Origin of the sequence: Chryseobacterium wanjuense (genome assembly GCF_900111495.1) — a bacterium.
Lineage (GTDB): Bacteria > Bacteroidota > Bacteroidia > Flavobacteriales > Weeksellaceae > Chryseobacterium > Chryseobacterium wanjuense.
The window spans coordinates 288,765-314,654 of sequence record NZ_FOIU01000002.1 but is presented as its reverse complement, the minus strand read 5'-3'; the positions used below and the strand labels follow the sequence as shown (position 1 = coordinate 314,654).

General features: G+C 36.7%; 17 protein-coding genes and 2 riboswitches. Of the genes, 16 read left to right on the top strand and 1 reads right to left on the bottom strand.

Features of this window, described 5'->3' with window-relative positions:
- The first annotated feature begins 104 nt into the window (after positions 1 to 104).
- From BMX24_RS13170 to pckA, 6 genes are all read left to right on the top strand, one after another.
- Positions 105 to 2,042 carry a putative porin gene (locus BMX24_RS13170; RefSeq protein WP_089793432.1) on the top strand — a complete coding sequence of 646 codons (1,938 nt, stop codon included), beginning with the start codon at positions 105 to 107 and terminating at the stop codon, positions 2,040 to 2,042.
- Between the two features lie 15 nt (positions 2,043 to 2,057).
- Positions 2,058 to 3,644, top strand: a complete 1,587-nt coding sequence (bshC, locus tag BMX24_RS13165) for a bacillithiol biosynthesis cysteine-adding enzyme BshC (RefSeq protein WP_089793430.1) — start codon at positions 2,058 to 2,060, stop codon at positions 3,642 to 3,644.
- 37 nt (positions 3,645 to 3,681) lie between these two features.
- Positions 3,682 to 5,619 (top strand): LysM peptidoglycan-binding domain-containing protein, encoded by a 1,938-nt coding sequence (locus BMX24_RS13160; protein WP_089793429.1) that lies wholly within the window; start codon positions 3,682 to 3,684, stop codon positions 5,617 to 5,619.
- Between the two features lie 70 nt (positions 5,620 to 5,689).
- Positions 5,690 to 6,565 carry an ACP S-malonyltransferase gene (gene fabD / locus BMX24_RS13155; protein ID WP_089793427.1) on the top strand — a complete coding sequence of 292 codons (876 nt, stop codon included), beginning with the start codon at positions 5,690 to 5,692 and terminating at the stop codon, positions 6,563 to 6,565.
- A 15-nt stretch (positions 6,566 to 6,580) separates the two neighbouring features.
- Positions 6,581 to 7,486, top strand: a complete 906-nt coding sequence (locus BMX24_RS13150; RefSeq protein WP_089793425.1) for a GYDIA family GHMP kinase — start codon at positions 6,581 to 6,583, stop codon at positions 7,484 to 7,486.
- A 128-nt stretch (positions 7,487 to 7,614) separates the two neighbouring features.
- On the top strand, positions 7,615 to 9,234 hold the full coding sequence (gene pckA / locus BMX24_RS13145; RefSeq protein WP_089793423.1) for a phosphoenolpyruvate carboxykinase (ATP): 1,620 nt from the start codon (positions 7,615 to 7,617) through the stop codon (positions 9,232 to 9,234).
- 241 nt (positions 9,235 to 9,475) lie between these two features.
- On the opposite strand, the gene BMX24_RS13140 is transcribed toward pckA, so the two are convergent.
- Positions 9,476 to 9,886 (bottom strand): type II 3-dehydroquinate dehydratase, encoded by a 411-nt coding sequence (locus BMX24_RS13140; protein WP_089793421.1) that lies wholly within the window; start codon positions 9,884 to 9,886, stop codon positions 9,476 to 9,478.
- A 490-nt stretch (positions 9,887 to 10,376) separates the two neighbouring features.
- A riboswitch (SAM riboswitch) is annotated at positions 10,377 to 10,473 on the top strand.
- A gap of 83 nt (positions 10,474 to 10,556) precedes the next feature.
- Here BMX24_RS13140 and BMX24_RS13135 point away from each other — a divergent pair.
- The 10 genes from BMX24_RS13135 (at position 10,557) to BMX24_RS13090 (ending at position 25,509) form a co-directional block, all read left to right on the top strand.
- Positions 10,557 to 13,466 carry a SusC/RagA family TonB-linked outer membrane protein gene (locus BMX24_RS13135; protein ID WP_089794681.1) on the top strand — a complete coding sequence of 970 codons (2,910 nt, stop codon included), beginning with the start codon at positions 10,557 to 10,559 and terminating at the stop codon, positions 13,464 to 13,466.
- 17 nt (positions 13,467 to 13,483) lie between these two features.
- Positions 13,484 to 14,977: a RagB/SusD family nutrient uptake outer membrane protein gene (locus BMX24_RS13130; protein WP_089793419.1), complete on the top strand. Its 1,494-nt coding sequence runs from the start codon at positions 13,484 to 13,486 to the stop codon at positions 14,975 to 14,977.
- 116 nt (positions 14,978 to 15,093) lie between these two features.
- Complete coding sequence (locus BMX24_RS13125) at positions 15,094 to 15,417, top strand: DUF6660 family protein (protein WP_228404843.1); 324 nt, start codon at positions 15,094 to 15,096, stop codon at positions 15,415 to 15,417.
- A 263-nt stretch (positions 15,418 to 15,680) separates the two neighbouring features.
- Positions 15,681 to 20,045: a CusA/CzcA family heavy metal efflux RND transporter gene (locus tag BMX24_RS13120; RefSeq protein ID WP_139176866.1), complete on the top strand. Its 4,365-nt coding sequence runs from the start codon at positions 15,681 to 15,683 to the stop codon at positions 20,043 to 20,045.
- Between the two features lies 1 nt (position 20,046).
- Entirely contained in the window at positions 20,047 to 21,270 is a 1,224-nt protein-coding gene (locus BMX24_RS13115) for an efflux RND transporter periplasmic adaptor subunit (protein ID WP_089793415.1), read from the top strand.
- Between the two features lie 11 nt (positions 21,271 to 21,281).
- Positions 21,282 to 21,701, top strand: coding sequence for a Fur family transcriptional regulator (locus tag BMX24_RS13110; protein ID WP_089793413.1), 420 nt, complete (start codon positions 21,282 to 21,284; stop codon positions 21,699 to 21,701).
- A 45-nt stretch (positions 21,702 to 21,746) separates the two neighbouring features.
- A complete protein-coding gene (locus tag BMX24_RS13105) occupies positions 21,747 to 23,699 on the top strand; it encodes a heavy metal translocating P-type ATPase (protein ID WP_089793411.1) in 1,953 nt (650 codons plus the stop codon).
- A 296-nt stretch (positions 23,700 to 23,995) separates the two neighbouring features.
- Complete coding sequence (locus BMX24_RS13100; RefSeq protein WP_170835712.1) at positions 23,996 to 24,358, top strand: hypothetical protein; 363 nt, start codon at positions 23,996 to 23,998, stop codon at positions 24,356 to 24,358.
- A 211-nt stretch (positions 24,359 to 24,569) separates the two neighbouring features.
- The gene (locus BMX24_RS13095; protein WP_089793409.1) at positions 24,570 to 24,842 is read left to right on the top strand and encodes a YHS domain-containing protein; all 273 of its coding nucleotides are present in this window, start codon (positions 24,570 to 24,572) and stop codon (positions 24,840 to 24,842) included.
- Positions 24,829 to 25,509, top strand: coding sequence for an SCO family protein (locus BMX24_RS13090; protein ID WP_170835711.1), 681 nt, complete (start codon positions 24,829 to 24,831; stop codon positions 25,507 to 25,509). The genes BMX24_RS13095 and BMX24_RS13090 overlap by 14 nt, the downstream gene beginning before the upstream one ends.
- Before the next feature lie 124 nt (positions 25,510 to 25,633).
- Positions 25,634 to 25,818: riboswitch (cobalamin riboswitch) on the top strand.
- The last annotated feature ends 72 nt before the right edge of the window (positions 25,819 to 25,890 follow it).

The window sequence follows — 25,890 nt, the reverse complement described above, 5'->3', positions numbered from 1 at the left end:
AGACGGGGTTTTTTATTCCCCATTATTTCTTATTTTTGCTTTACAAAATTTGATAATGAAACCTTTGGGTTGCATGTGATCTTTTGGATAATATAAATTAGCGCATGAAGTACATACTTTCAATAATACTCTTCCTCAGTCTCACGGCTCAAGCACAGGTTGTAAACAAAACAGACTCCAACAAGCTTCCAAAAGAAGGGGATACTTTGGTGATTGATTCCGGGAAAAAAGACTCTCTGAAAATATTTAAACCAACTATCAATGACTATCAGTATCAGACACAGTTTTCTGAAAAAAAGGTGTTTGATACGGTGATGACATTTGATAAAACCTATATCTTTTCACAGTACAACAACAAAGACAACTTTGGGAAAGCCCAGGTTGCCAATATCGGGGCAGGCTTCAATCCACTGTCGTATGAAGTGAATGCTGAACAAAATTTAGCATTATTGCCAACCAATAAATCGTATGGGATTTTAGGCGTTAATGACATTCATTATTATGATGTAAAAACACCGACTGCCACATTCATTTATCATAATGCGATGAAAAACGGTGCGGCTTTAAGGTCTTCATATACTCAGAATATCGGAAAAAGATTCAATTTTGCGTTGGAATATATGGGATTACGTTCTCAGGGGATGTACAGAAATTCTTTGGCTTCTAATAATAATACGTTGTTTTCCGGGCATTATGTTTCAAAAAGTGGCAATTATGAATTATTTGCACATTACTTACATCAAAACGTAAACAATCAGGAAAACGGGGGGATTTCGGTTGACAGCTTGTTCCAAAATGGCGACAGCAATTCCAGAAACAGGCAGAATATGCAGGTAAATCTGGCAGGGTCAAGTTCCCAGTTTTCTTACCGGAGATATTATTTGACGCATCAGTTTGCTCCATTTAAATCAGAAAAAATACCTTTCAAAATCAGACATACCATTTCTCATCAGGGAAATAAATATTATTACACAGAAAATTCACCCGAGCCCTATTGGTATAATACGCCCGCAGAGTTGATCAATACAGGGTCGGCACTTCCAACCAAAAAATATTCCGATAATTTTAGCAATACCGTAAGTTTGGTTTGGGACAATGAAAAGTTCAAACTGGACGCGGGAGTTCGTTATCAAATGTTAAAATTCGGGGCGACTGAAGTTGCAGTTCCGAACCTTACAATTCCTGCAGAAATTAAGGAAAACAGAATCGGAGCGGTGGGAAATCTACAGATTAAACTTTTTGATAAAGTTCAGGTAAACTCATTCTTGGAATTTTCAAACGGAAGCGAATTTGGAACCTATTTAAAAACAACAAACAATTTGAAATTCGAGCCCATCAAAGATTATTTTGTAAATGCTAAAGTGAATTTTCAAAGCGTTTATCCGTCTTTCAATTACCTGATTAATACTTCAAATTATACCAATTTCAACTATTATCTTCAAAATGCCAAGAACCAGGCAATTACAGAAATTGGAGGAAGCATCAACTTAAAATGGTTCAAAACAGAGTTATTTGCCAATTATTTCAGAATCGACAATTATACGTATTTTGATGCGATGGCAATGCCGAGACAAAGCGATAGTTCAGTCAATATTTCTCAAATCGGAGGTGACGCGACATTCAGTTATGGGAATTTTCATTTGAATACAAGATTACAGTTCCAGAATGTACTCACGAACAAAGATCTTCTTCCGATGCCGGATTTTATCGGTCGTGCGAATATCTTCTATCAGTCTAAAGCGTTTAAAAATGCTGCCGAAATTCAGGCGGGGATAAAGGTGTATTATTTCTCAAAGTTCGCTTCGAGAGAATATTTCCCGATTCTTAACGAATATATTTTACCAAATGCCAATTCATTTTCTATTGGCGGACAGCCGATGATTGATCTTTATTTTAATATGAAGGTTAAAAAAATGTTCTTCTTCATCGAAGGACAGCAGATCGGAACTGTTCTTTCACATAATAAAGCTTACGCATTTCCAAGTTATCCGGTCTATGATTTTAGATTAAATATTGGAATTGTGTGGTATTTGTTCAACTAAAATTTTTAACCAAAGTTGAAAACAATTAATAAAATTTCATTTCACGGTATAGAAAGCATTCCTCAATTAATTAAGGATTTTTTGAATCACAACATTGAGGGATTTGAAGAAAGCACATTTTCTTTAGAGCATTTTAGAAAACAGATTCATGTAAAGCAAAATTCTTTCACTTCAGGGCAGAGGAATATTTTGGCGGATACTTTTGAAAGCCAGCTTTCGGGTCTTAAACTTTCTTCCGGGCAAAAGGAAAATATAGAAAATCTGAGGCTTCCCAATACGTTTACCATTACAACAGGTCACCAGCTGAATTTGTTCTCGGGTCCTGTTTTTTTTGTCTATAAAATTTTACAGACGATTAAAACGTGTACTTATTTAAAGGATAATTTTCCGGATTTCAATTTTGTTCCGGTGTATTGGATGGCGTCGGAAGATCATGATTTTGCCGAGATCAATCATTTTAAGACCGAAAATAATTATTACGAAATTAATGAAAAGTCAGGGGGAGCCGTTGGTAGAATCCAGATAAATGATACTTTTTTCATCTCTGAGTTTGAAAAAGAGTTTAAAGATTTTGTTTTCGGAACGGAGCTGATTTTAATGGTTAAAGAAGCTTATAAAGCTGGAAATACATTGACGGATGCTATTAAAACATTAGTCAATAGATTGTTTTCCGAATTTGGTTTGCTGATTTTGGATGGAGATTCGAAAGAGCTTAAAAATCAGATTAAAGAAACTTTTAAAGATGAACTTTTAAATTACAGTCTGCAAGAAAATTCTAAAGAGAAAGTAGATTTTCTGACCAAGAAATACGGAAAAGTTCAGGTAAATCCGCGTGAGATCAATTTATTTTATTTGTCGGAAACGAGAGACCGAATTGATTTTGATGGGAAAAATTACATTATTGTAGACAAAAATATTCAGTTTACTCAGGAAGAAATTTTGCATGAATTGGAAAATCATCCTGAAAAATTCAGTCCGAATGCTTTGATGCGCCCTGTGTATCAGGAAACGGTTTTGCCGAATCTGGCTTACATCGGAGGCAACGCAGAAATCATGTATTGGCTGGAGCTGAAAGATTATTTTTCTAAAATCAATATTCCTTTTCCGATCCTGATTCCCAGAAATTCAATGTTGTTTTTAAAGGAAAAAACGATAGGAAAAATTGATAAATTAAACCTTAACATTGAAGATTTTTTCCAAAACTTTACGACAATCACCAATGCTAAAATATTAGAAGATAATACCATTTTTAATCTTTTGGAGGAAAAAGAAAATCTTTTAATTAATAATTTCTCTGAACTGAAAACAGCTGCCGAAACCACGGAAAAATCTTTTGGAAATATGGTAAAAGCAGAAGAAGTAAGACAGTTGAAGTCTTTCAAAAGAATGAAAAAACGTCTCCTTCATGCAGAAAAAATAAAACAGAGCGAATTGTTAGAAAGACTAGAAAATTTGTTTTTAGATGTACATCCTTCTAAGACTTGGCAGGAAAGGGTTTATAATTTTAGCGTATTTTTTGCAGATTATGGATATTCATGGCTCGAAACTTGTTTAGAAGAAATGGAAATTACAGAGTCAAAACTAATAATAGTTGCCATTTAATTTTAAAGAAGTATTTTTGTAAATATAATTATCGAATATGATAAAAAGGTTTTTTATTCTATCCAGTTTATGTATGGTTTTGGGCGTGTCTGCTCAGAAATCGCACACCGTTGTAAAAGGTGATACACCTTATAATATTGCTAAAAAATACGGACTGACTGTAGATGAATTGCTGAAACTCAACCCAAAGGTGAAAGACGGCAAACTGGCTGTTGGTGATGTTTTGACAGTGAAAAATGACAAAACTTCCGCATCGGTTCCAAAAGCTGCTGTTTCAACAAAACCGGTAAACAATTCCCAGGTTGGAAAAATTGTTCTTCAGCCAAAACAAACGATTTACGGAATTACAAAACAATACAGAATCTCAGAATCAGATCTTAGAAAGTTGAATCCTGAATTGGATTCTCACATGAAAATCGGAGACGAGATTACATTACCTCTTGAAAGCATTAAAAAATATGGAGGCGATCAGCAGCAGACCGTTGTAGCATCTACTACAACTGTAAAACCTGTAGAAACGGCAATTGAGACACCGGTTGCAGCAACTGTTTCTGAAGGAGAATATATCGTTCAGGCAAAAGATAATTATTACAGAATTTCAAAACAATTCGACATCACCAAAGAGGAACTTTTTGCTTTAAATCCTGGATTGGAAGATAAAGGACTGAAACCTGGTGAAAAAATTTCAGTTAAAAAATCAAATAAAAATACCGTTTCCGAATCTGTTGTTAATTCAAAAGAAAAAATGGATTCCGGAAATGAAAAATCGTCTGCTTCTACGAACGTTGTGGCAGGAGATGATTATGTAACATATACCGTTCAGCAAGGTGATACGGTTTTCTCCATTGTCAATAAATTCGGGATCACGATTGATGAATTAATTGCTTTAAACCCGGATTTATCTCACGGTTTGAAAACAGGGATGGTTTTAAAAATTAAAAAACTTGATCCTGCTTACGTCAAGAAAAGTGGAGATGCATTAAGCGTTGTTTTAATGCTGCCTTTCGGATACAGTACAAACGAAACGCAGTACAGAACTATGGCGTTGGATTTCCTTACCGGTGCAAAGCTCGCGATTGAAAGAAATGCGAGAAACGGACAAAAATTAGATATTAAAATCGTGGATTCCGGAAATGAAGCTTCATTCCAGAATTCATTGACACAGATAAATCCTGATAATACAGATTTGATCATCGGGCCATTTTTCAAGTCTAATGTGGTAGATGTGCTGAACTTTACTAAAAATCAGAAAATTCCGATTGTGGCGCCTTTTGCAAACTCTCCGGAATTGTACAATTACAGCAACCTGATTATTGTTGAAACCAGCGATAACACCTATGCAGACAAGATTGTAGAGGAAGTAAAAGCTGCTTATTCTGATCAGAAAATCTACATCGTAGCAGATTCTAAAAAAGAAAATGCAGGCTACATCAAAGCAGGCCTTGAAAAGATAATTAAAAATCCAAGCGTAGTGATCGTGGATTCTCCGGCAGATATTAAGCTTGATCAAAATATGATGACGGGTCAGTCTGCTCCGGTCATTGCAATATTGGCAAGCGACAACGATGCAATAGGCGAAGCATTTGCCAATAAAGTGATTGCGCTGTCAAAAGAAGTACAGGGAGTAAAGGCTTTCAGTATGCATTATGTTCCTGTTTTTGAGAAAAAAGTAGATGATCTCAGCCAGGCAAATCTGGTTTATCTAATGGACAGAAAGATCAATACAGAAGGAAGTTTCGAGAAAGAAATTCTTGCAGACTATAAAAGTAAATATTGTAAAACTCCTCCAAGATATGCGATCGTAGGTTTTGATGTGGTAAATGACATGCTGACCAGGGAGAACAAAAAAGGAGAGATTTTTAAACAAATGAATAAAGTTCAGACTCAGTTGGCAACTAAATTTGAGTTTGTAAAATCTAAAGCAAACGGAGCTTATGTAAATACAGGTTATAGAGTTATTAGATTGGTTCCATAAATGATTTGAGTCAGTTTAAAGAATATTGTTAACATTATATTTATATTTGCAAAATATTTTAAATTAATACATGAAAGCACTTGTATTTCCAGGGCAGGGTTCTCAGTTCGTAGGGATGGGAAAAGAATTGTACGATTCTAGAAAAGACATTAAGGATCTGATGGAATCTGCCAACGAAATTTTAGGGTTCGATATCCTTTCGGTTATGTTCAACGGAACGGATGAAGATCTGAAGAAAACAGAGGTTACTCAACCTTCAATTTTTATACATTCAGTAGCTGCGTTGAAAGCAGTAAACGGTCTTGGAGCCGAGATGGTTGCAGGACATTCTTTAGGAGAATTTTCAGCATTGGTGGCCAACGGCGTTTTGTCTTTTGATGACGGTCTGAAACTGGTTTCCGAAAGAGCAAAAGCAATGCAGGCGGCTTGTGATGCCAACCCAAGTTCTATGGCAGCGATTTTAGGATTAGAAGATGCTAAAGTTGAAGAAATCTGTGCACAGATCAGCGGAATTGTGGTTCCTGCCAATTACAACTGTCCCGGACAATTGGTAATTTCAGGTGAAACAACTGCTGTTGAGGAAGCTTGCATAAAATTAAAAGAAGCCGGAGCAAAAAGAGCTTTATTATTGCCTGTAAACGGGGCGTTCCATTCCCCATTGATGCAGCCTGCACAAGAGAGATTGGCTGCTGCGATCGAACAGACGAAATTCAGAAAAGCAACAATTCCGGTGTATCAGAACATTACGACTACTGCAATTTCTGATCCTGACGAAATTAAGAAAAACCTGATTGCGCAGTTAACAGGTCCTGTAAAATGGACGCAGTCGGTTCAGAATATGATTAAAGACGGTGCAACGAACTTCGTAGAAGTTGGACCTGGAAAGACGTTACAGGGATTGATCAAGAAAATTGATTCTTCTGTAGACGTTGCTTCTGCAATCTAATCTAATAAAAACATCATGGGCGAGATATTTTCACCGGGAAAGCTGATGCTTACTTCAGAATATTTCGCAATGGACGGAGCTCTTGTCTTAGCGGTACCTACCAAGCTGGGACAAGAGTTTTCTTTTGAAGAAAAAGACGATGAAAAGTCCCTGATCTTCTGGGAAGCTTATCATCAAAACAAATTATGGCTAAAAGCTGTCATCGATTACAAAAACTGGCAGATTTTAGAAACCAATATTCCTTCAAGTGCTGAATTTATTTTAAAAACACTAAAAAACGTTCAGTCACTTTCTACGATTAAATTCAAAAATAATTTTACTTATCATCTTACGACCAACCTTCAGTTTCCTGCAGATTACGGGCTCGGAAGCAGTTCTACATTAATGAACAACCTTGCAGAATGGGCTGAAATCGATCCTTTTCATTTAAATTCCATCAGTTTGGGAGGCAGCGGCTATGATATTGCCGTGGCAAAAGAGAAATCTGCCGTCCTTTTTCAAAGTAAACCGGAAATCAGATATGAAAGGGTAAATTTTAATCCTTCTTTTAAAAATGAGCTGATTTTTATTCATTTAAATCAGAAGCAGGACAGCCGTGAAGGAATCAATTTTTACAGGTCAAAAAATAAGTCTCAAAAACTGGTCGACGAATTTTCGAATCTTACAAGAAATATTTTAGTATGTAACGAATTGGAAAATTTTTCCGAACTAATGTTAATTCATGAGCAAAAAATATCAAATTTTCTTGAAATTCCCACAGTTAAGGCTAGATTTTTCGCCGATTGCCCTGTTTTTGTTAAAAGTTTAGGAGCTTGGGGTGGAGATTTTGTCATGAGCTCAAAATTTGACGGCTTTAGGGACTATTTTTGGGGAAAAGGTTTTACTACAATTTTTAATTGGTCTGATATAATTAATTTGTAATCAATATTTTACAAAGTTCTTTTTTTATTTGCCATTCTGACTTATATCATTATATTTAAACCACCTTTAACAATTAATTAATATTAATTTTGTTGAACCGCAAAAAAGAAATAGAAAATATAAGTAAAATGAAACACGCTAAAATCATCCAGGATTTAGAAAAATTAGGGATTAAAGGAAATTACGAAGTCGTTTATAATCCTTCATACGAAGAATTGTATCAGGCGGAGGTTTCTCCTGAAAATCAGGGCTTTGAAAAAGCTGAGCTTACGGAATCTGGTGCAGTATCAGTAAAAACAGGAATTTTCACAGGTCGTTCACCTAAAGATAGATACATTGTAAAGGATGATGTTACAAAAGACACAATTTTCTGGGATGGTAAAGTAAATTTGCCTACAACTCCGGAAATTTTCCAGTCTTGTAAAGAATTAGTGCTGAACCAACTTGCTACAGCAAAAAAAATCTATGTAGTAGATGCTTTCTGCGGAACAAACGCAGATACAAGACTGAAAGTAAGGTTCATCGTTGAGGTGGCGTGGCAGGCACATTTCGTTACGAATATGTTCATCCGCCCTTCTCACTATGAATTGGAAAACTTCGGAGAGCCGGATTTTGTTGTAATGAATGGTTCTAAAACAACAAACCCGAATTGGGAAGCTCAAGGATTGAATTCTGAAAACTTCGTCATGTTCAACCTTACAGAAAAACTACAGATCATCGGAGGAACTTGGTATGGTGGAGAAATGAAAAAAGGAATGTTCGCAATGATGAACTACTATCTTCCATTGAAAGGGATGGCTTCTATGCACTGTTCTGCAAACGTAGGAGAAGAAGGGGATGTTGCTCTTTTCTTCGGTCTTTCGGGAACAGGAAAAACGACTTTATCAGCTGACCCGAAAAGATATTTGATCGGTGATGACGAGCATGGTTGGGACAACAATGGTGTATTCAACTATGAAGGGGGTTGCTATGCAAAAGTAATCGACCTTTCTGCAGAAAAAGAACCAGATATTTTCAGAGCGATCAAAAGAGATGCACTTCTTGAAAACGTTGTGGTAAATAACGGAATTGCTGATTATACTGACGGATCTATCACAGAAAACACAAGAGTTTCTTATCCGATTTATCATATAAACAAAATCGTTTTGCCTTCAAAAGCGGGACACGCGAAGAAGATTGTTTACCTTTCTGCAGATGCGTTCGGAGTATTACCTCCGGTTTCTATTTTGGATGAAAACCAGGCTCAATATCATTTCCTTTGTGGATATACTTCGAAATTAGCAGGAACTGAAAGAGGAATCACAGAACCAGAACCATCGTTCTCACCTGCATTTGGTGAAGCTTTCTTAACATTACACCCAACAATGTACTCTAAAACATTGATCGGAAAAATGAAAGAACACGGTGCAAAAGCGTATTTGGTAAACACAGGTTGGAACGGTACAGGAAAGAGAATTTCTTTGAAAGATACAAGAGCAATTATCGATGCAATCATCGACGGTTCTATTGAAGATGCTCCAAAAACAAGAATTCCGATCATGAATCTTGAAGTTCCTACAACATTACCAAATGTTTCTGAAGGAATTTTAGATCCTAGAAATACGTATTCAGATGTTTCTGAATGGGAAGAAAAAGCAAAAGATCTTGCTGCAAAATACATCAAAAACTTTGATCAGTATTGTAATACGGAAGAAGGCAAAAAACTTATCGCCTGCGGACCTCAATTGCAACAGCAGACAACAAACTAAAAATAGAAATCCTCATCAATTGATGAGGATTTTTTATGAAATATCTTTTAAATGCTTCGACAGGCTCAGCATGGCATTCCTAATACTAACTGTTTACTTCTAACAGCATATTTTTAGCGATGTCATGCTGAGGTTCTCGAAGCATATGTTTTTAAATAAATTTTAAGTTGATTTGAAAATTTTTACGTTCAAAATATGCACAAACATCTGTGTAAATCTGCATAATCTGAGGGAAATAAAGTTAAGATTTCAAACTCAAAATCGCCAATCGATACCCATCCATTCCAAATCCGGACAAAACCGCATCCGTATTCGCCGCTGTCACAGATTTCTGACGAAATTCTTCTCTTTTATAAATATTACTAATGTGAACCTCCACTTTTTGCTTCTGGATATTCTTTAAACAATCTGCAATTGCATAAGAATAATGCGTAAAAGCTCCCGGATTAATGATCAAAGCATCAAAATCATCTTCTTGAAGCTTGTTGATAATTTCCCCTTCAATATTGGATTGATAATATTTCAGTTCATGCGAAGGAAATTCAGATCTTAAATTTTCTAAATAATCTTCCATTGAAGTTGTTCCGTAAATTTCTGGTTCTCTTGTGCCTAACAAGTTCAGATTGGGGCCGTTTACTATTAAAACTTTCATTCTATAAAATTAAAAAGTTTTTTGAATTATCCTACGTCAGTTCGAGTGTTTTTCGTAATGAAATGTAGAAAAATGTATCGAGAACTCTTTATTATATTGAATTCCTTTTAAGAAAATAGAAAGAATTTTTCTAATCGCCGTGTAAGCAAAGATTTGATGTATATCGCAAATTTTTTTTCGTTCGCAACGGTGTTTCATCCGGTTAAAATTTATGCTATCATTTGCTGAACAAAGTGCCTTTGCGAACAAAAAAATATAAACACAAATTGAATTATACCTTGCGCTCGTTGTATCTAAATTAAAATTTCCTCATTACATTATTTTTAATGATATTTCTCATATTTGAAAATTTAACATTTATCCGTAACTGTTTATTTTATTGGATTTTAAAATAAAATTAACTTAATTTTTAAAAAATTATATTTAAAATTTTAAAAGTCTACTTGTTTTATAGACTAATTGTTTTTAGATTTGCACCCATATTTCGATCGGCTTATAAAGAAAGATGGAGGGAACTGACCCTGTGAAATCTTAACAACCTGCGGAAAGCAAGGTGTTACATTCAGCCTTTAAAGGAAAAATAAGCATTTGGTTAATCGTATTTATCGATGCCCTTTGCTGTCTTTTCTGCAAAGGGTTAATTTTTAATATTTGATAAATGAAATTGATTATGGTTAACAAAAATTTAATTAATTCTAAAAATTGGATTCCGCCAGTCGCTGCATTTTTCTTAGGAATTGCTCAGGTGAACGGACAGGAAACTAAAAAAGATACACTTCAGGAAAGAGAAATTGATGAAGTCGTAGTAGTTGCCTACGGAAAAGCTAAAAAAACAAGTTATACAGGTTCGGTAGCAACAATTTCGAGTGAGAAAATCAACAACAGACCGGTAACCAACATTACAAAAGCATTGGAAGGTCAGGTTCCGGGACTTCAGGCGGTGAGTTCTTCTGGACAGCCGGGGTCTACAGCATCCATCAGGATTCGTGGAATTGGTTCTGTCAGCGCATCGAGCAATCCATTATTTGTAGTAGACGGAATTCCTTTCGACGGAAACATCAACTCGATCAGTCCCAACGATATCGAATCGATCAGTGTTCTGAAAGATGCCACGGCAAGCTCATTATACGGTTCCAGAGGTGCAAATGGTGTGATCATCGTTACCACAAAATCCGGTAAAAAAGGTGAGGCGAGAGTAAACTTCAATATAAGCCAGGGTTTCTCAAGCAGAGCGGTGAAGGATTATGAACAGGTAAGCACAGATCAATACTACGAATTGTATTGGGAAGCGTTGAGAAATGGGTATAAATCCGGCCAGATTTCTTCTCAGCAGGCGGCGCAAATGGCAACGGATAATTTGGTAAACGCTTTGGGAATCAATCCATACGGAACCAATTATGCAAAACCGGTCGGAACAGACGGAAAACTTTTGCCGGGCGCAACTCCTTTATGGAATGACAACTGGAAAGATATTTTACAGCGGGTAGCATCAAGAAATCAGGTCGATCTGGATTTCAGTGGAGGAAATGAAAAAAGCAATTATTATTTTTCCTTAGGGTATTTGGATGACAAAGGAATCGCGATAGAATCAGGTTTCAGAAAATACAGCACGAGATTGAAAATCAATTCAGAAGTCAAAAAATGGTTGAATGTCGGAGCAAATTTAGCTTACACGAATAGCCTTCAGGAAGCACCGCCTTCATCGGATTCGAGAACAGATAACGTGATTAATGCAGCGAGAGTCATTCCGTCTTTTTATCCTTATTACGAAAGAAATTCTGATGGAAGCTATAAATTGGATGCCAACGGAAATTACATCTACGATTTCGGAAAATACAGACCTACAAGCGCTTTACAGAATGAAAATGCCGCAGCAACATTGCCTTTAGATAAAAATGAAAACAGAGAAGATAACTTTTCAGGAAAAGGTTTTGCAGAATTTACTTTCTTGCCGGAATTAAAATTTAAAACAAGTTTCTCTGTTGATTTAGTGAATTATAACGGTCATTATTACACCAACCCATTGTTGGGTGAAGGTGCTGAAATCGGAGGTTCGGTTACGAAAACCAATTCGAGAACGCTGTCTTACACGACAAGTAATATTTTAACCTACGATAAAAAATTCGGACAGCACCACATCAATATTTTGGGTGGTCAGGAGTTTTATCATTATGAATATCAGACCATTTCAGGAAGCAGAAGCCAGTTTTCGCTGCCGTATTATTATGAGCCTGATGCCGCAGCTTTACTAGGTGGTTTCAGCGGAAACAGTGACAAATTGGGATTATTAAGTTTCTTAGGAAAAGCAGAATACGATTATCAGAACAAATATTTCGTTTCGGGATCGGTAAGAGCAGACGGTTCATCAAGATTTTCTCCGGAAAACAGATGGGGAACGTTCTGGTCTGTTGGTGGTTCCTGGAAAGCATCGAATGAAGATTTTATTAAAAGTTTAAATTTTTTCAATCAACTGACGCTTCGTGCAAGTTACGGAGGGCAGGGAAATGATAAATTGAGCACGTATTATGCTTATCAAAGTTTGTATGCTTTTTACAATAATTTGGGTGAAGGCGGAACGGTTGCCAGTAAATTACCCACTCCCGATTTGAAATGGGAAACCAATTTAAACTTAAACGTCGGTCTTGAATTTGCGATTTTAAAAAACAGAATTAAAGGGAATATAGAATATTTCCAACGTCAGAGCAAAGATCTTCTGTTTGATATGCCTTTGGCTCCGTCGCTTGGTTTTAGTGGTTTTCAGGCCAACATTGGTGAATTAAAAAACACGGGGTTTGAGTTTTCGTTATTTACAACACCCATTAAAACAAAAGATTTTGAATGGAATGTGGATGTTAATTTAAGCACCTTAAAAAATGAAATTACCAAACTTCCGAAAGGTTCAATTGTAAGCGGAACAAAACTATTACAGGTCGGCGGTTCGATCTATGATTTCTTCATTCCTGAGTGGGTTGGGGTAGATCCAAGCAACGGAAATCCGCTTTGGAAAACCATTACAACCGATGCCAACGGAAATACAGTAGAAGGGACGACTTCAGAGTATGCAAAAGCCACAAAAACGCTGCAGGGTTCATCGCTTCCAAAAGTGATGGGAGGCTTGACGACAAGTTTGGCGTATAAAAACTTTGATTTTTCAACCTTAGTATCATTTGCAATCGGTGGAAAAATTTTAGATACCGATTACACGATGATCATGCATAACGGAAGTTCGGCAGGACGTGCCTGGAGCGCAGAAATGCTAAACAGATGGACGCCTGAAAATACAAATACAGACGTTCCAAAATTAAGTACAACAACCAATAACTGGACTTCAACATCCTCAAGATTTTTATATTCCGGGACGTATGCAAGGGTGAAAAATGTGAGCTTGGGTTACACGCTTCCATCAGATTATTTTGAAAAAATTGGATTAAAAAAGTTTAGAATTTATGTTCAGGCTGAAAACCTTTTAACCTTCTATAAACATAAAGGAATGGATCCGGAACAAACATTGGACGGAACAACCTATTACAGATATCCTGCGATGAGAACGATCACTTTCGGTTTACAGGCAACTCTTTAACATTTAAATTTAAAACAATGAAAAAATTAAAATATTTATCTTTTGCATTCATCACAGCATTGTCTTTAATCAGTTGTGAAAATGATCTGGAAACTGCTCCGACCAACCAGGCAAACGAAGCGGAAGTTTTTAAAACAGCTGAAAGTGCGGAAACAGTAATCAACGGAACGTGGGCTAAATTTAATGATGACGGAACAACTTACGCAAACATCGGATATTCAACGGTGTTGAGAACAAGCGATGCAATGGGAAGTGACGTGGCGGTTTTGACCAATAAATATGGTTTTCCGGGAGCTTACGCCTTTACAGATTTGGTGAATAACACGGGAAGCCGGCCACTTTTCATCTGGAGCCTGCTGTATTCTACCATTAATAACATGAATAATGTGTTGGCAAGAATTGATAGTGTTGAAGGAAGTCAGGAGAAAAAAAATCAGGTGAAAGGTCAGGCAAAAGCTTTGAGAGCATTTTGTTATTTTAATCTGGCGAGTTTTTACCAGTTCAGTTATTTGAAAGATAAAGATGCATTGACGGCCCCGATTTACACAGAACCAACCACGACAAGCTCAGTTGGAAAGAAAAAGGCAAGTCTTGAAGAAATTTATACTTTAATTAAAAGTGATCTGACAGATGCAGACAATTTACTTCAAAATTATTCAAGAAATAATAAAGATAAAATCGACAGATCGGTTGTAAACGGTTTATTAGCAAGAGTTTATTTGAATACAGGAGACTGGACAAAAGCTATCGTTTCCGCAAAAATTGCAAGAAACGGCTATGCTTTAATGACCGCTGAAAAATACAAAGAAGGTTTCAACGATATCAGCAACGGAGAATGGATTTGGGGGCACGGACAAACGCAGGAACAGTCGGGTGAAAGCTATGCCTTCCACTTTTTGGATGTTTCGTCTTCGGGAAGTTATTATTACAGCTTCATGGCAGATCCTTATTTCAAAGATTTGTTTGATACCAATGATATCCGTTATTCCCTGTTTTCATGGGATGGAAACCCAGGAAGGGAAGGGCTTTTGAGATATGCTAAGTTTAAATTTAAGGCCAATTTAATTGCCGATATCGTTTACATGAGAGCTGCGGAAATGTATTTAATCGAAGCCGAAGCGGAAGCCAGAAATGGGAATATTACAAATGCGGTAACGGTTTTAAATCAATTGAAATCTGCAAGAAATGCCAATCAATATTCAGGTTCTTTAGCCCAAAATGATGTGATTAAAGAAGTTTTAATTGAAAGAAGAAAGGAATTGTTCGGGGAAGGATTTTCGTTATCAGATATCATCCGAACGCAGGGAACGGTCGTAAGAAAGCCTTACACCAATGCAAACGGACAACCGATTCAGGTGCAGATTACGACTCCGGATGGTATTGTGAAAAACGTTAACGGAAGAGGGCACACTATTTTTGCTTTCCCGGATCAGTCGGCTTTTGTAGCGAACAGCAGATATTATTTGTTCTCGATTCCGCAGAAGGAGGTGGAGAATAACCCGAATTTATAGTGATAGTTTTTTAAATTTCTCATGGGGAGTCACCGCTTTTGCGGTGGCTTTTTTGTTTTAAGTTAAAATTCTATAATATCCGGAACGGTTTCACAAAAATATTTATCTTTGTCAATATGAGCCTGTTCAGATTCATTTTAGCGCTATATTTCATGGTATTAACTGTAATGCCTTGCAATGACGTGCATCAACAGTCGGGTTCATCAAAAACAGAACAGTTTTCCAATATTGAAGAATCTCATTCTAAAGATAAAGGAGATATCTGCTCGCCGCTTTGTATTTGCAATTGCTGTCAGATTACAGTTACGGCTTTTAAAATAGAGCCTTTAATTGCATTCCCCGAACAGATTCAATTTTATTTTTCAAAAAAAATTCTTTTCCAGAAGAACAATTTTGCCTACCAGGTTTACGACCACATCTGGCAGCCTCCTAAGATTTAATTATTGATTTTAAATATTCTATGAAACTTTGCAATACCGTTGCAGAGGTCTTCATGATATTTTTGCATTTCAACGTTAGAGGGAATTAATTCCTATTCAAACAAGAAATGTAAAATATTCTCAATTAAAATTAACAGATTGTCTGTCTTTGCATCTTTGCTAAGTGAAACACCTTTGCGAGCTTAAAAACAGCTAGTTGTCAAAAAAACTTAGCGCCTTTGCGTTAAAAAATGAAGACAGACAATCACAAATTAAATCTCAATTTGTTAGATAAAATCATAAAATTCAGTATTAAAAACAAAATCGTTATCGGTATAATGACTTTGTTGCTTATCATTTGGGGAGTCTGGAGTGCCACGAAACTCTCCATTGATGCGGTTCCTGATATCACCAACAATCAGGTACAGATTATCACAGTTTGCCCGACATTAGCCGGACAGGAAGTGGAGCAGCTGGTAACTTTTCCCATCGAGCAAAGTATCGCCACCGTTCCGGATATTGAAGAAACAAGGAGCATTTCACGCTTCGGATTGTCAGTGATTACGGTAGTTTTCAAAGATAAAGTTGATGTTTATTTTGCCCGCCAGTTAATCAATGAAAGATTAAAACAAGCCGAAGAAAATATCCCGAAAGGAATCGGAACTCCGGAATTAGCACCTGTCAGTACAGGTCTTGGAGAAGTTTATCAATATATTTTACACCCTAAAAAAGGGAGCGAAAAAAAATACAATGCGAAAGATCTCCGCACCATGCAGGACTGGATTGTCGCAAGACAATTAAACGGAACAGAAGGCGTTGCTGAGGTCAATAGCTTTGGAGGAGAGCTGAAACAATACGAAGTTGCCGTAAATCCTGACCGGCTGAAAGCAATGGGAGTGAGTGTTTCCGATATTTTTTTAGCGCTCGAAAAAAACAATCAGAATACAGGTGGAGCTTACATAGATAAAAAACCGAATGCCTATTTCATTCGTGGAATTGGCTTGGCGACTTCCCTGGAAGATGTGAAAAATATTGCGGTAAAAAATAGCGGAGTTGTTCCGATTTTTATTAAAGATGTCGCTGACGTCCGTTTTGGGCATGCAACGCGATACGGAGCCATGACGTACAACGGACAAACCGATGCGGTGGGTGGAGTGGTAATGATGCTAAAAGGAGCCAACAGCAACGATGTTGTCAATAGAATCAAAGAAAAAATCCCGACCATTCAGAAATCTCTTCCCGAAGATATTGTCATTGAAGCGTTTTTAGACAGAACAGATTTGGTCGATCGCGCCATTGGAACGGTGGAGAAGAATTTAATTGAAGGAGCGCTGATCGTTATCTTCGTTTTAGTCTTATTTCTAGGTAATTTCAGAGCAGGTCTCATCGTGGCGTCAGCAATTCCTTTATCGCTTTTATTTGCCTTAGGAATGATGAATGTTTTTGGAGTGAGTGCCAATTTAATGAGTCTCGGAGCCATCGATTTTGGATTAATTGTCGACGGAGCCGTTATTATTGTGGAAGCAACTTTGCATCATTTAGGCTTAAGAAAATCAATACAGAAGCTTACACAAAGTGAAATGGACGAAGAAGTCTTCTTATCGGCTTCAAAAATCCGGGGGAGTGCGGCATTTGGCGAAATTATTATTTTAATTGTCTACATTCCGATTCTTACATTAGCTGGAATCGAAGGTAAAATGTTTTCTCCTATGGCTAAAACAGTAGGTTTTGCCATTCTCGGAGCATTGATACTTTCCCTGACTTACATTCCGATGATGTGTGCGCTTTTTCTTTCTAAAAAGATTTCGCATAAAGAAAATTTTTCAGATAAATTGATGAACAGGCTTCAGAAAATATATCAGCCGTTATTGCAGAAAGCCATTACAATTAAATATTTCATTGTCGGAATTACCGTTATTTTATTCTCGATTTCAGTATTAATTTTCACTAGAATGGGTGGTGAATTTATTCCTCAGCTGCAGGAGGGGGATTTCGCATTCCACTGTATTTTACCGCAGGGAAGCTCATTAAGCCAAAGTATTGAAACTTCGATGCAGGCTTCCAGGATTATTAAACAGTTTGATGAGGTGAAAATGGTCGTTGGAAAAACAGGTTCTGCGGAAGTTCCTACTGACCCAATGCCGCCGGAAGCATCGGATTTAATTATTGTTTTAAAACCTCAAAACGAATGGAAATCTAAAAAATCTTACACGGAATTATCCGAAGAAATGCTGGAAAAACTGGAGATAATTCCCGGAGTTTTTTTTGAAGCCAATCAGCCGATCCAGATGAGGTTTAATGAATTAATGACAGGAATCCGGCAGGATGTAGCCGTGAAAATTTTTGGTGAAAATATGGATTCGTTGTCTGTATATGCCGATAAAGTAAGCAAAGTGATTCAAAATGTTGAAGGTGCAACTTCTCCACAGGTTGAGAGGGTCGGCGGATTACCCCAAATCAATGTAACCTACGATCGAACAAGAATTGCCAATTACGGTTTGAATGTAGAAGATGTGAATGATGTCCTGAGCACAGCTTTTGCCGGGAAAACAGCAGGACAGATTTTTGAAAATGAAAGGCGCTTTGACTTAGTGGTAAGGCTTGACAGTGTGTATAGAACAGATATTGATGATGTAAGCAATCTGATCATTCCTACCAAAACGGGAACTCAGGTGCCGTTGTCACAAATTGCTAATATTGAATATAAACTAGGCCCCGCTCAAATCAGCCGTGAAGCAGGAAAACGCAGGATCGTGATCGGTTTTAATGTGAAAGGCAGAGATATTGAAAGCGTAGTGAAAGATATTCAGCAAAAATTGGAAAAAGAAGTAAAACTTCCATCCGGGTATTATTTTACTTATGGCGGACAGTTTGAAAATTTAAAAGAAGCCAGTCAGCGGTTGACGATCGCAGTTCCTGTATCGCTTTTGTTGATTTTTATGTTGCTGTATTTTACCTTTCATTCGTTTAAACAGGCTGCTTTAATATTCACTGCGATTCCAATGAGCGCAATTGGTGGAATTTTTGCGCTTTTATTGAGAGGAATGCCCTTCAGTATCAGTGCGGGAGTAGGATTCATCGCATTGTTCGGAGTTGCGGTGCTGAACGGAATTGTATTAATCGGAACTTTTAACCAATTGGAAAAAGAAGGCATTTCCGATGTGTTGAAAAGAGTGATTGAAGGAACAAAAACCAGGCTTCGACCGGTTTTAATGACTGCAACAGTGGCGTCTTTCGGGTTTTTACCGATGGCAGTGAGCACAAGCGCCGGTGCGGAGGTTCAGAAACCTTTGGCAACGGTAGTTATCGGTGGTTTGATTTCGGCGACTTTCCTTACATTATTTGTATTGCCAATGTTGTATATTATTTTTAATTCTAAAATTAATTTAAAAAATAAATTTTCCGGAAAACCTTTAACAATCGTTGTTTTAATAGGCTTTTTATGTTTAAGTCAAAATGTTGAAGCGCAAAATTCAAGTGAGATTTCTTTGCAGGAAGCAATAGAGATGATGCAGAAAAATAATCCTTTAATAAAATCAAAAGAATTAAATATTCAGTCATCAGAAGCCTTGAAACCAACCGCCAAAGAACTTCCAAAATTGGATTTCAATGCGCAGTTGGGACAATACAACAGCCCGAAATTCGATCAGTCGTTTGCGATTTCTCAAAGTATTCCGTTTCCAACTTTATTTAAAGCCAGAAAAGAATTGATTCAGGAAGAAATTAAAAGTAAAAAACTGGAAAAGCAATTAACGGAAAATGAGCTCATCAAACAAATTCGAAGTTATTTTTATCAGATTGAATATCTGCAGTATAATCAAGCCAAACTTCAATATCTGGACAGTTTGTATGGTGATTTTATAAGAATTGCAACGGTAAGATTCAAAGTCGGAGATATCAAAAAAATTGAAATCAATACAGCGGAAACTCAGAAAGGGGAAATCAATTTATTGTTTCAGCAAAATAAAGTGTATTTGAATAATGCCTATAAAAATTTAAAGGTTTTATTAAATATTGATGAAGAAATTTCTGTTCCGTTTTCTCAGAATTATGAACCTTTAAAAATTGAAAATCTTTTAGACCATGCAACCGTTGCCAATCACCCTTCCATTCAGATTTTTAAACAAAATATGGAAGTGCTGGAAAAAAATAAAAATGTTGAAAAAGCACAAGGTTTACCGGATTTCAGTATTGGATATACAAATCAATCGTTGATAGGATTTCACACACTGAACGGCCAGGAAAAATACTTCGGAGCCGGAGACAGGTTCAATTCTGTAACCGTGGGAGTCGCAATTCCTCTGACTTTTGGGGCAACCAAAGCAAGAATTAAATCGTTGGAATTGCAAAAACAGATGGAGGAAAGCAATGCGAAGTTTCAACAGCAGCAACTGGATGCTCAACTAAAAAATTCGTTGAATCAGTATCAGCAGGATGTCCAGCAATACCAATATTATCTGAATCAGGCAGTTCCTAATGCTCAAAGAATTGTAAAAGCGGCTCAGTTGGGCTATAAAACTGGTGAGATTTCTTATGTAGAATACCTTTTTGCTTTACAGACCGCTACGGATATTGAGCTTAAATATCTACAGTCAATTCAACAGGTAAACCAAACCGTTGTCAACATCAACTCTTTAATTAATCAATAAAATGAAGTTAAAATTAAATATCATCATACTTATTCTTCTGTCAATTTTTCTAGCAAGCTGTAATAAAAGTGAAAAAGCGCAAGAAGCTAACGAGAAAACAGAAGAGCATTCAGAAAATGAAAACTCCACCACAGCTTCATTAACAGAAGACCAAATGAATGCCGTGGGAATATCGCTCGGACAAATCGAAATGAAGGAGCTTACCGCTACCATCAAAGCCAACGGGGCGCTCAGTGTTCCTAATAACAATAAGGCTAATGCGACTTCTCTGTATGGTGGTGTCATTAAAACATTGAATGTGCAGGTCGGAGATTTTGTGAAAAAAGGCCAGGTAATTGCTACAATCGCCAATCCGGAATTTATCCAGTTGCAGGAAGAATATCTGACGGCAGGAAGCAGAATTACTTTCGCCGAACAGGAATACAGAAGACAGCGCGAACTTTTTGACAATGACGCCGGAGCGAAAAAAAATCTACAAAATGCTGAAGCGGAGTTAAAAACATTACGAACTAAAAGAGCTTCTCTTCAAAGGCAGATTCAGATGATGGGAATCAATCCGGGAAGTGTTTCGAACAGGAATTTGAAATCCGGACTGGTTGTAACTGCGCCAATCAGCGGAACGATCAGTAATATTTTGCTGCAGATCGGAAGTTATATCGATGTTTCGTCGCCTGTTGCGGAAATTGTCGACAATAGCTCATTACATCTGGATTTACAGGTTTTTGAGAAAGATTTACCTTCGATAAAAGTAGGACAGAAAATTCATTTTACACTGACGAATAATCCTGTGGAAGAGTATGATGCGGAAGTTTACAGTATCGGAACCGCTTTTGAAAATCAAAGCAAAACCATTCCGATTCACTGTAAAGTAAAAGGAAACAAAAATGGGTTGATTGACGGCATGAATACCACTGCTGTTGTAAGTTTAAATAATCAATTAATGCCTGCAGTTCCCAATACGGCAATAACCAGTGCAGACGGAAAAGATTATATTTTTATTGTGATTGCTCCAAAAGAAGAAGAACATACAGATGGGAAAACTCAAGAAAAACACAACGAAAAAACCACTAACTTTGAGAGGGTTGAGGTTGTAAAAGGAACTTCCGAGATGGGATATACCGCGATCACTCCCGTGAAATCTATTCCTGAAGGAGCAAAAATTGCCACAAAAGGAGCGTTTTTTATTAATGCAAAGCTGACGAACTCAGGAGAACATGAACATTAATCTTCCAAATCATGAAAAAAGATATTGAAAATAAATTAATAGATAAAAATACCAAACCTACAAGCATGAGGATTTTGGTGTATGATTTTTTGAGCTCTCAGGAAGCGGCTTTGTCTTTGTCTGAGATTGAAAATCATTTTGAAAATGCAGACCGGACGACTATTTATAGAACATTGAAAACTTTTGAAGAAAAAGGAATTGTTCATAGCATTCAGGAAAATACGACAACAAAATATAAGCTTTGCCACGATGGTTGCGACGAAAAAACGCACAAAGACTGGCATCTTCATTTCTACTGTAAAATCTGCAAACAGACGACCTGTAAAGAAGATATTTCCTTTCCTGAAAATATTCAGACCAATTTCAGGATTGATGAGATAAGGCTTTTTGCTAAAGGAATTTGTGAGAGTTGTCTGGAAAGTTTGCAATAGCATTGCATTGGATTTAGGTCTAGTTTTGATTAAAATTTTTAAGTTATGGAAGAATGCTGCAGTACAAAACCGAAAAAAGAACACGATCACAATCATGAAGGTCATGACCACGACCATTCTCATGAAATCGGGGACAAATCGACATTTCAGATGTTTCTTCCCGCGATCATTTCTTTTGCGTTATTATTAATAGGAATCGCTTTAGATTATTATATAAAACCCGATTGGTTTACCGGCTGGATTCGTCTGGTTTGGTATTTAATCGCTTACATTCCGGTTGGATTGCCGGTTTTGAAGGAAGCTTATGAAAGTATCGTTCATGGCGATGTTTTTTCAGAATTTTTCTTGATGGGAATCGCGACTGTCGGTGCTTTTGCCATCGGAGAATATCCGGAAGGTGTTGCCGTAATGCTTTTTTATTCTGTTGGCGAGGTTTTTCAGGGAATGGCGGTGACGAGGGCAAAAAGGAATATCAAATCTTTGCTCGACCAACGTCCCGATGAGGTTACGATTATTAAGGACGGAAAACCAGAGACCATAAAAGCTGAGAAAGTAAATATTGGTGAGATTATTCAATTAAAATCCGGAGACAAGCTGGGTTTAGATGGTGAATTATTGTCTGAAACTGCTTCGTTCAATACAGCTGCACTCACCGGTGAAAGCAAGCCCGACACCAAAACAAAGGGTGAAACAGTCTTAGCGGGGATGATCAATCTGAATACAATAAGTCAGGTGAAGGTCACGACAGCATACAAAGACAGTAAATTGAGTAAAATTCTCGAACTGGTTCAAAATGCAACGGCTCAAAAGGCCCCTACAGAACTTTTTATTAGAAAATTTGCAAAAGTTTACACCCCGATTGTCGTATTTCTGGCGGTAGGAATTACTTTGTTGCCCTACTTTTTCGTTGAAGATTATCAGTTCAGGGATTGGCTGTACAGAGCTTTGATTTTCCTGGTAATTTCTTGTCCGTGTGCATTGGTGATTTCTATTCCGCTGGGATATTTTGGTGGAATCGGAGCGGGAAGCCGAAACGGTATTTTATTTAAAGGAAGTAATTTTTTGGATGTTCTAGCGAATATTCAAAACGTGGTAATGGATAAAACCGGAACCATGACGGAAGGTGTTTTCAAAGTGCAGGAAGTAGATTTTAAATCAGAATTTGATAAGAATGAAATATTAAAATTCGTTAATGCTTTAGAAAGCAAAAGCTCGCATCCCGTGGCAACCGCAATCCATGAATATGTAGGAGAAATTGATCACTCCATCCAATTGGAAAATGTTGAAGAAATTGGAGGGCATGGTTTAAAAGCGATTATTAATGGGAAAGAATTATTGGTGGGAAATTTTAAATTGCTGGATAAATTCAACATCAATTATGATATTAAACCTGAAAATATTGTCTATACTTTAATTGCCGTTGCTTACGATAAAAAGTTTGTCGGGTATCTCACTATTGCCGATTCTATCAAGCCTGATGCACAATTGACAATTAAAAAATTAAAATCATTAAAAGTTAAAACCACAATGCTGAGCGGTGACAAAACATCTGTGGTAAAATACGTTGCCGATCAGTTGGGAATTCAAAATGCTTACGGAGACTTACTTCCCGAAGATAAAGTAAATAAGGTCAAAGAAATTAAAGCTAAAAATCAAACTGTCGCTTTTGTCGGAGATGGTGTAAATGATGCTCCCGTTATCGCGTTAAGTGATGTCGGAATTGCCATGGGCGGACTTGGAAGTGATGCCACCATTGAAACGGCAGATGTGGTCATTCAGGATGATATGCCGAGCAAAATCCCAATGGCGATCAATATTGGCAAACAAACTAAAAAAATAGTTTGGCAGAATATTATTCTCGCATTTGCAGTGAAGGCTGTTGTTTTGATTCTCGGAGCAGGAGGTTTAGCAACCATGTGGGAGGCTGTTTTTGCTGATGTCGGTGTAGCTTTACTCGCTATTTTAAATGCTATCAGAATCCAGAAAATGAAGTTTTAATTTGAAGAATGGACGATGGAGGTTGGAAGCTTGAGGTTTACAAATTGTGTTAACCCATTCAAAAATAAAAGATTTTCTTGTTTTTTTCATGCAAAAAATCCTTGTCAAGGTTTAAAACCTTGACAAGGATTATCAGAGTCCTAAAATCAGCGGGAAACAAAACCCTCGGTTAATTTTTTTAACTGACCTTTATTTCAATCAACCATCAACCAAAACCATCAACCAGAAAATGACTTTCATCATAAATTCACCACATACACAATTTCAGTAGTATATTTGTACCATAGAATTATCAATTGAAGTTTTTCATTTCCATATTCATTATTTTCACGATTGCAATACGACCGGTTTTGCCATTGGTTAATTATGCGATTAATTATGATTACATTGTAAAAAACCTTTGTGAAAACAGAAATATTCCACAATCAACATGTAAAGGGAAATGTTACGTCGAAAAAGAATTGGCAAAAACAGAAAAACAATCCAACAATTCTCAAACGATAAAAATTTCTGGACTGGACGTCTTTTTATCCAACGAAATCCTTTCATTTTCAGATAAAAACCAGTTTGATATTCCAATAAAAAATCCAAATTCGGCTTATATCAATTTTCATACTTCAGAATATTCTTCCCGAATATTTCATCCACCTTTAGCTTAATTTTTATTTTAAACTAATTTTTTAGTTGAATTTAATATTGAAATAACCTTTGCTATCAATTGCTGAGTGTTAACGCCCTTGCGAACGTATAAATATGAAGTTTTCGAAAAACTTTGCGAACCTTACGTTTAAAATGATTTCAATATTAAATTAGTTTAAAAAAGTCAATCAATTTCATTCAATACTATCATTAATTTCAATTTAAACTAAAATGAAATCTAAAATCATTTTGACAGCATTTCTGTCTATATCATTAATGGCCTGTGCTCAGGAAACTCCTAAAGTAAAGCATAAAAAAAATACATCTTCAAAATCAAATACAAAAAAAATAAAATTTGCCAACGCAGAAGATCCGATCTGCCATATGCCGACGGAACCGGATATGAAAGACACAGCGGTGTATAAAAATAAAACTTACGGTTTTTGCAGTGCTGGTTGTAAAGATGAATTCAAAAAAAATCCTGAAAAATATGTCCAAAAATAAAAAAACCAACAATACAAAGAGTAAAGTGATCATTCCCATTGTGATTATCGCTTTGCTTTTCGTCGGAATCGGTGTCGGAATGGGATATTTTAAAAAGAATTTGTACACCGTCATGAAAGTTCCGGATTTTGAACTGACCGATCAAAACAACAAAAAAATCACCAATAAAGATATGCTCGGAAAAGTCTATCTGGTCGAGTTTTTCTTCAGCAGATGCCCGACGATTTGTCCTGTGATGAATACCAATATGAGGGCGATCGAAGATGAAATCAACAGTCCGGATTTTGGCATTATTTCCATCAGCATTGACCCTAAAAATGACACACCGCAATTATTAAAAGAACATGCTAAAAAAATCGGCGCTAAGTCTCCAAACTGGCATTTTCTGACAGGAAACAGAGATTATATCGGAAAAATTGCAGATCAGTTTAATATCTATGTTGGCGATAAAGAAGATGAAGGCGAAAGTCTCAACCACAGCGGAATGATCGCCCTTGTTGACAAAGACGGAAACATCCGTTGCAGATACAACAAAGACAATATGCCGATTCTGTATTACTCTGGATTGAATTATGAAGATCAGGAAGGAAAATCTCCAAAACTGACCGGAAAATACCATCCTGACAGAGAAATATTAATTGAAGACATCAAAAAATTATTAAAATAAATTAGGTAGGAAGCTGGATGATGGAAGCTTGAAGTTCTTTGCTTTTCGCTTGTAATTTCAAAATCCTGATTTCCAGCTCTCTACCAAAATAATTATCCTTCCATCATTTATTCTTAATTATTTTCTATCTTTGCCGAAATCTGGTGAGCCATAAAAAGCGCTTAAAAGGGAATCCGGTGAAAATCCGGAACAGACCCGCTGCTGTAAGCTCCACAAAAAAAGTTTTTGAAGATTATATCCACTGTTTTTAATGGGAAGGATTTCAAAAACGGAGTAAGTCAGAAGACCTGCCAGAAGATTTAACGTTTGACGCTTTCGTGGAATAAAGCTTAGGACATCAATGATTCTGTGCAGTTTACGGCTGTGCTTTGTCGTTGTATT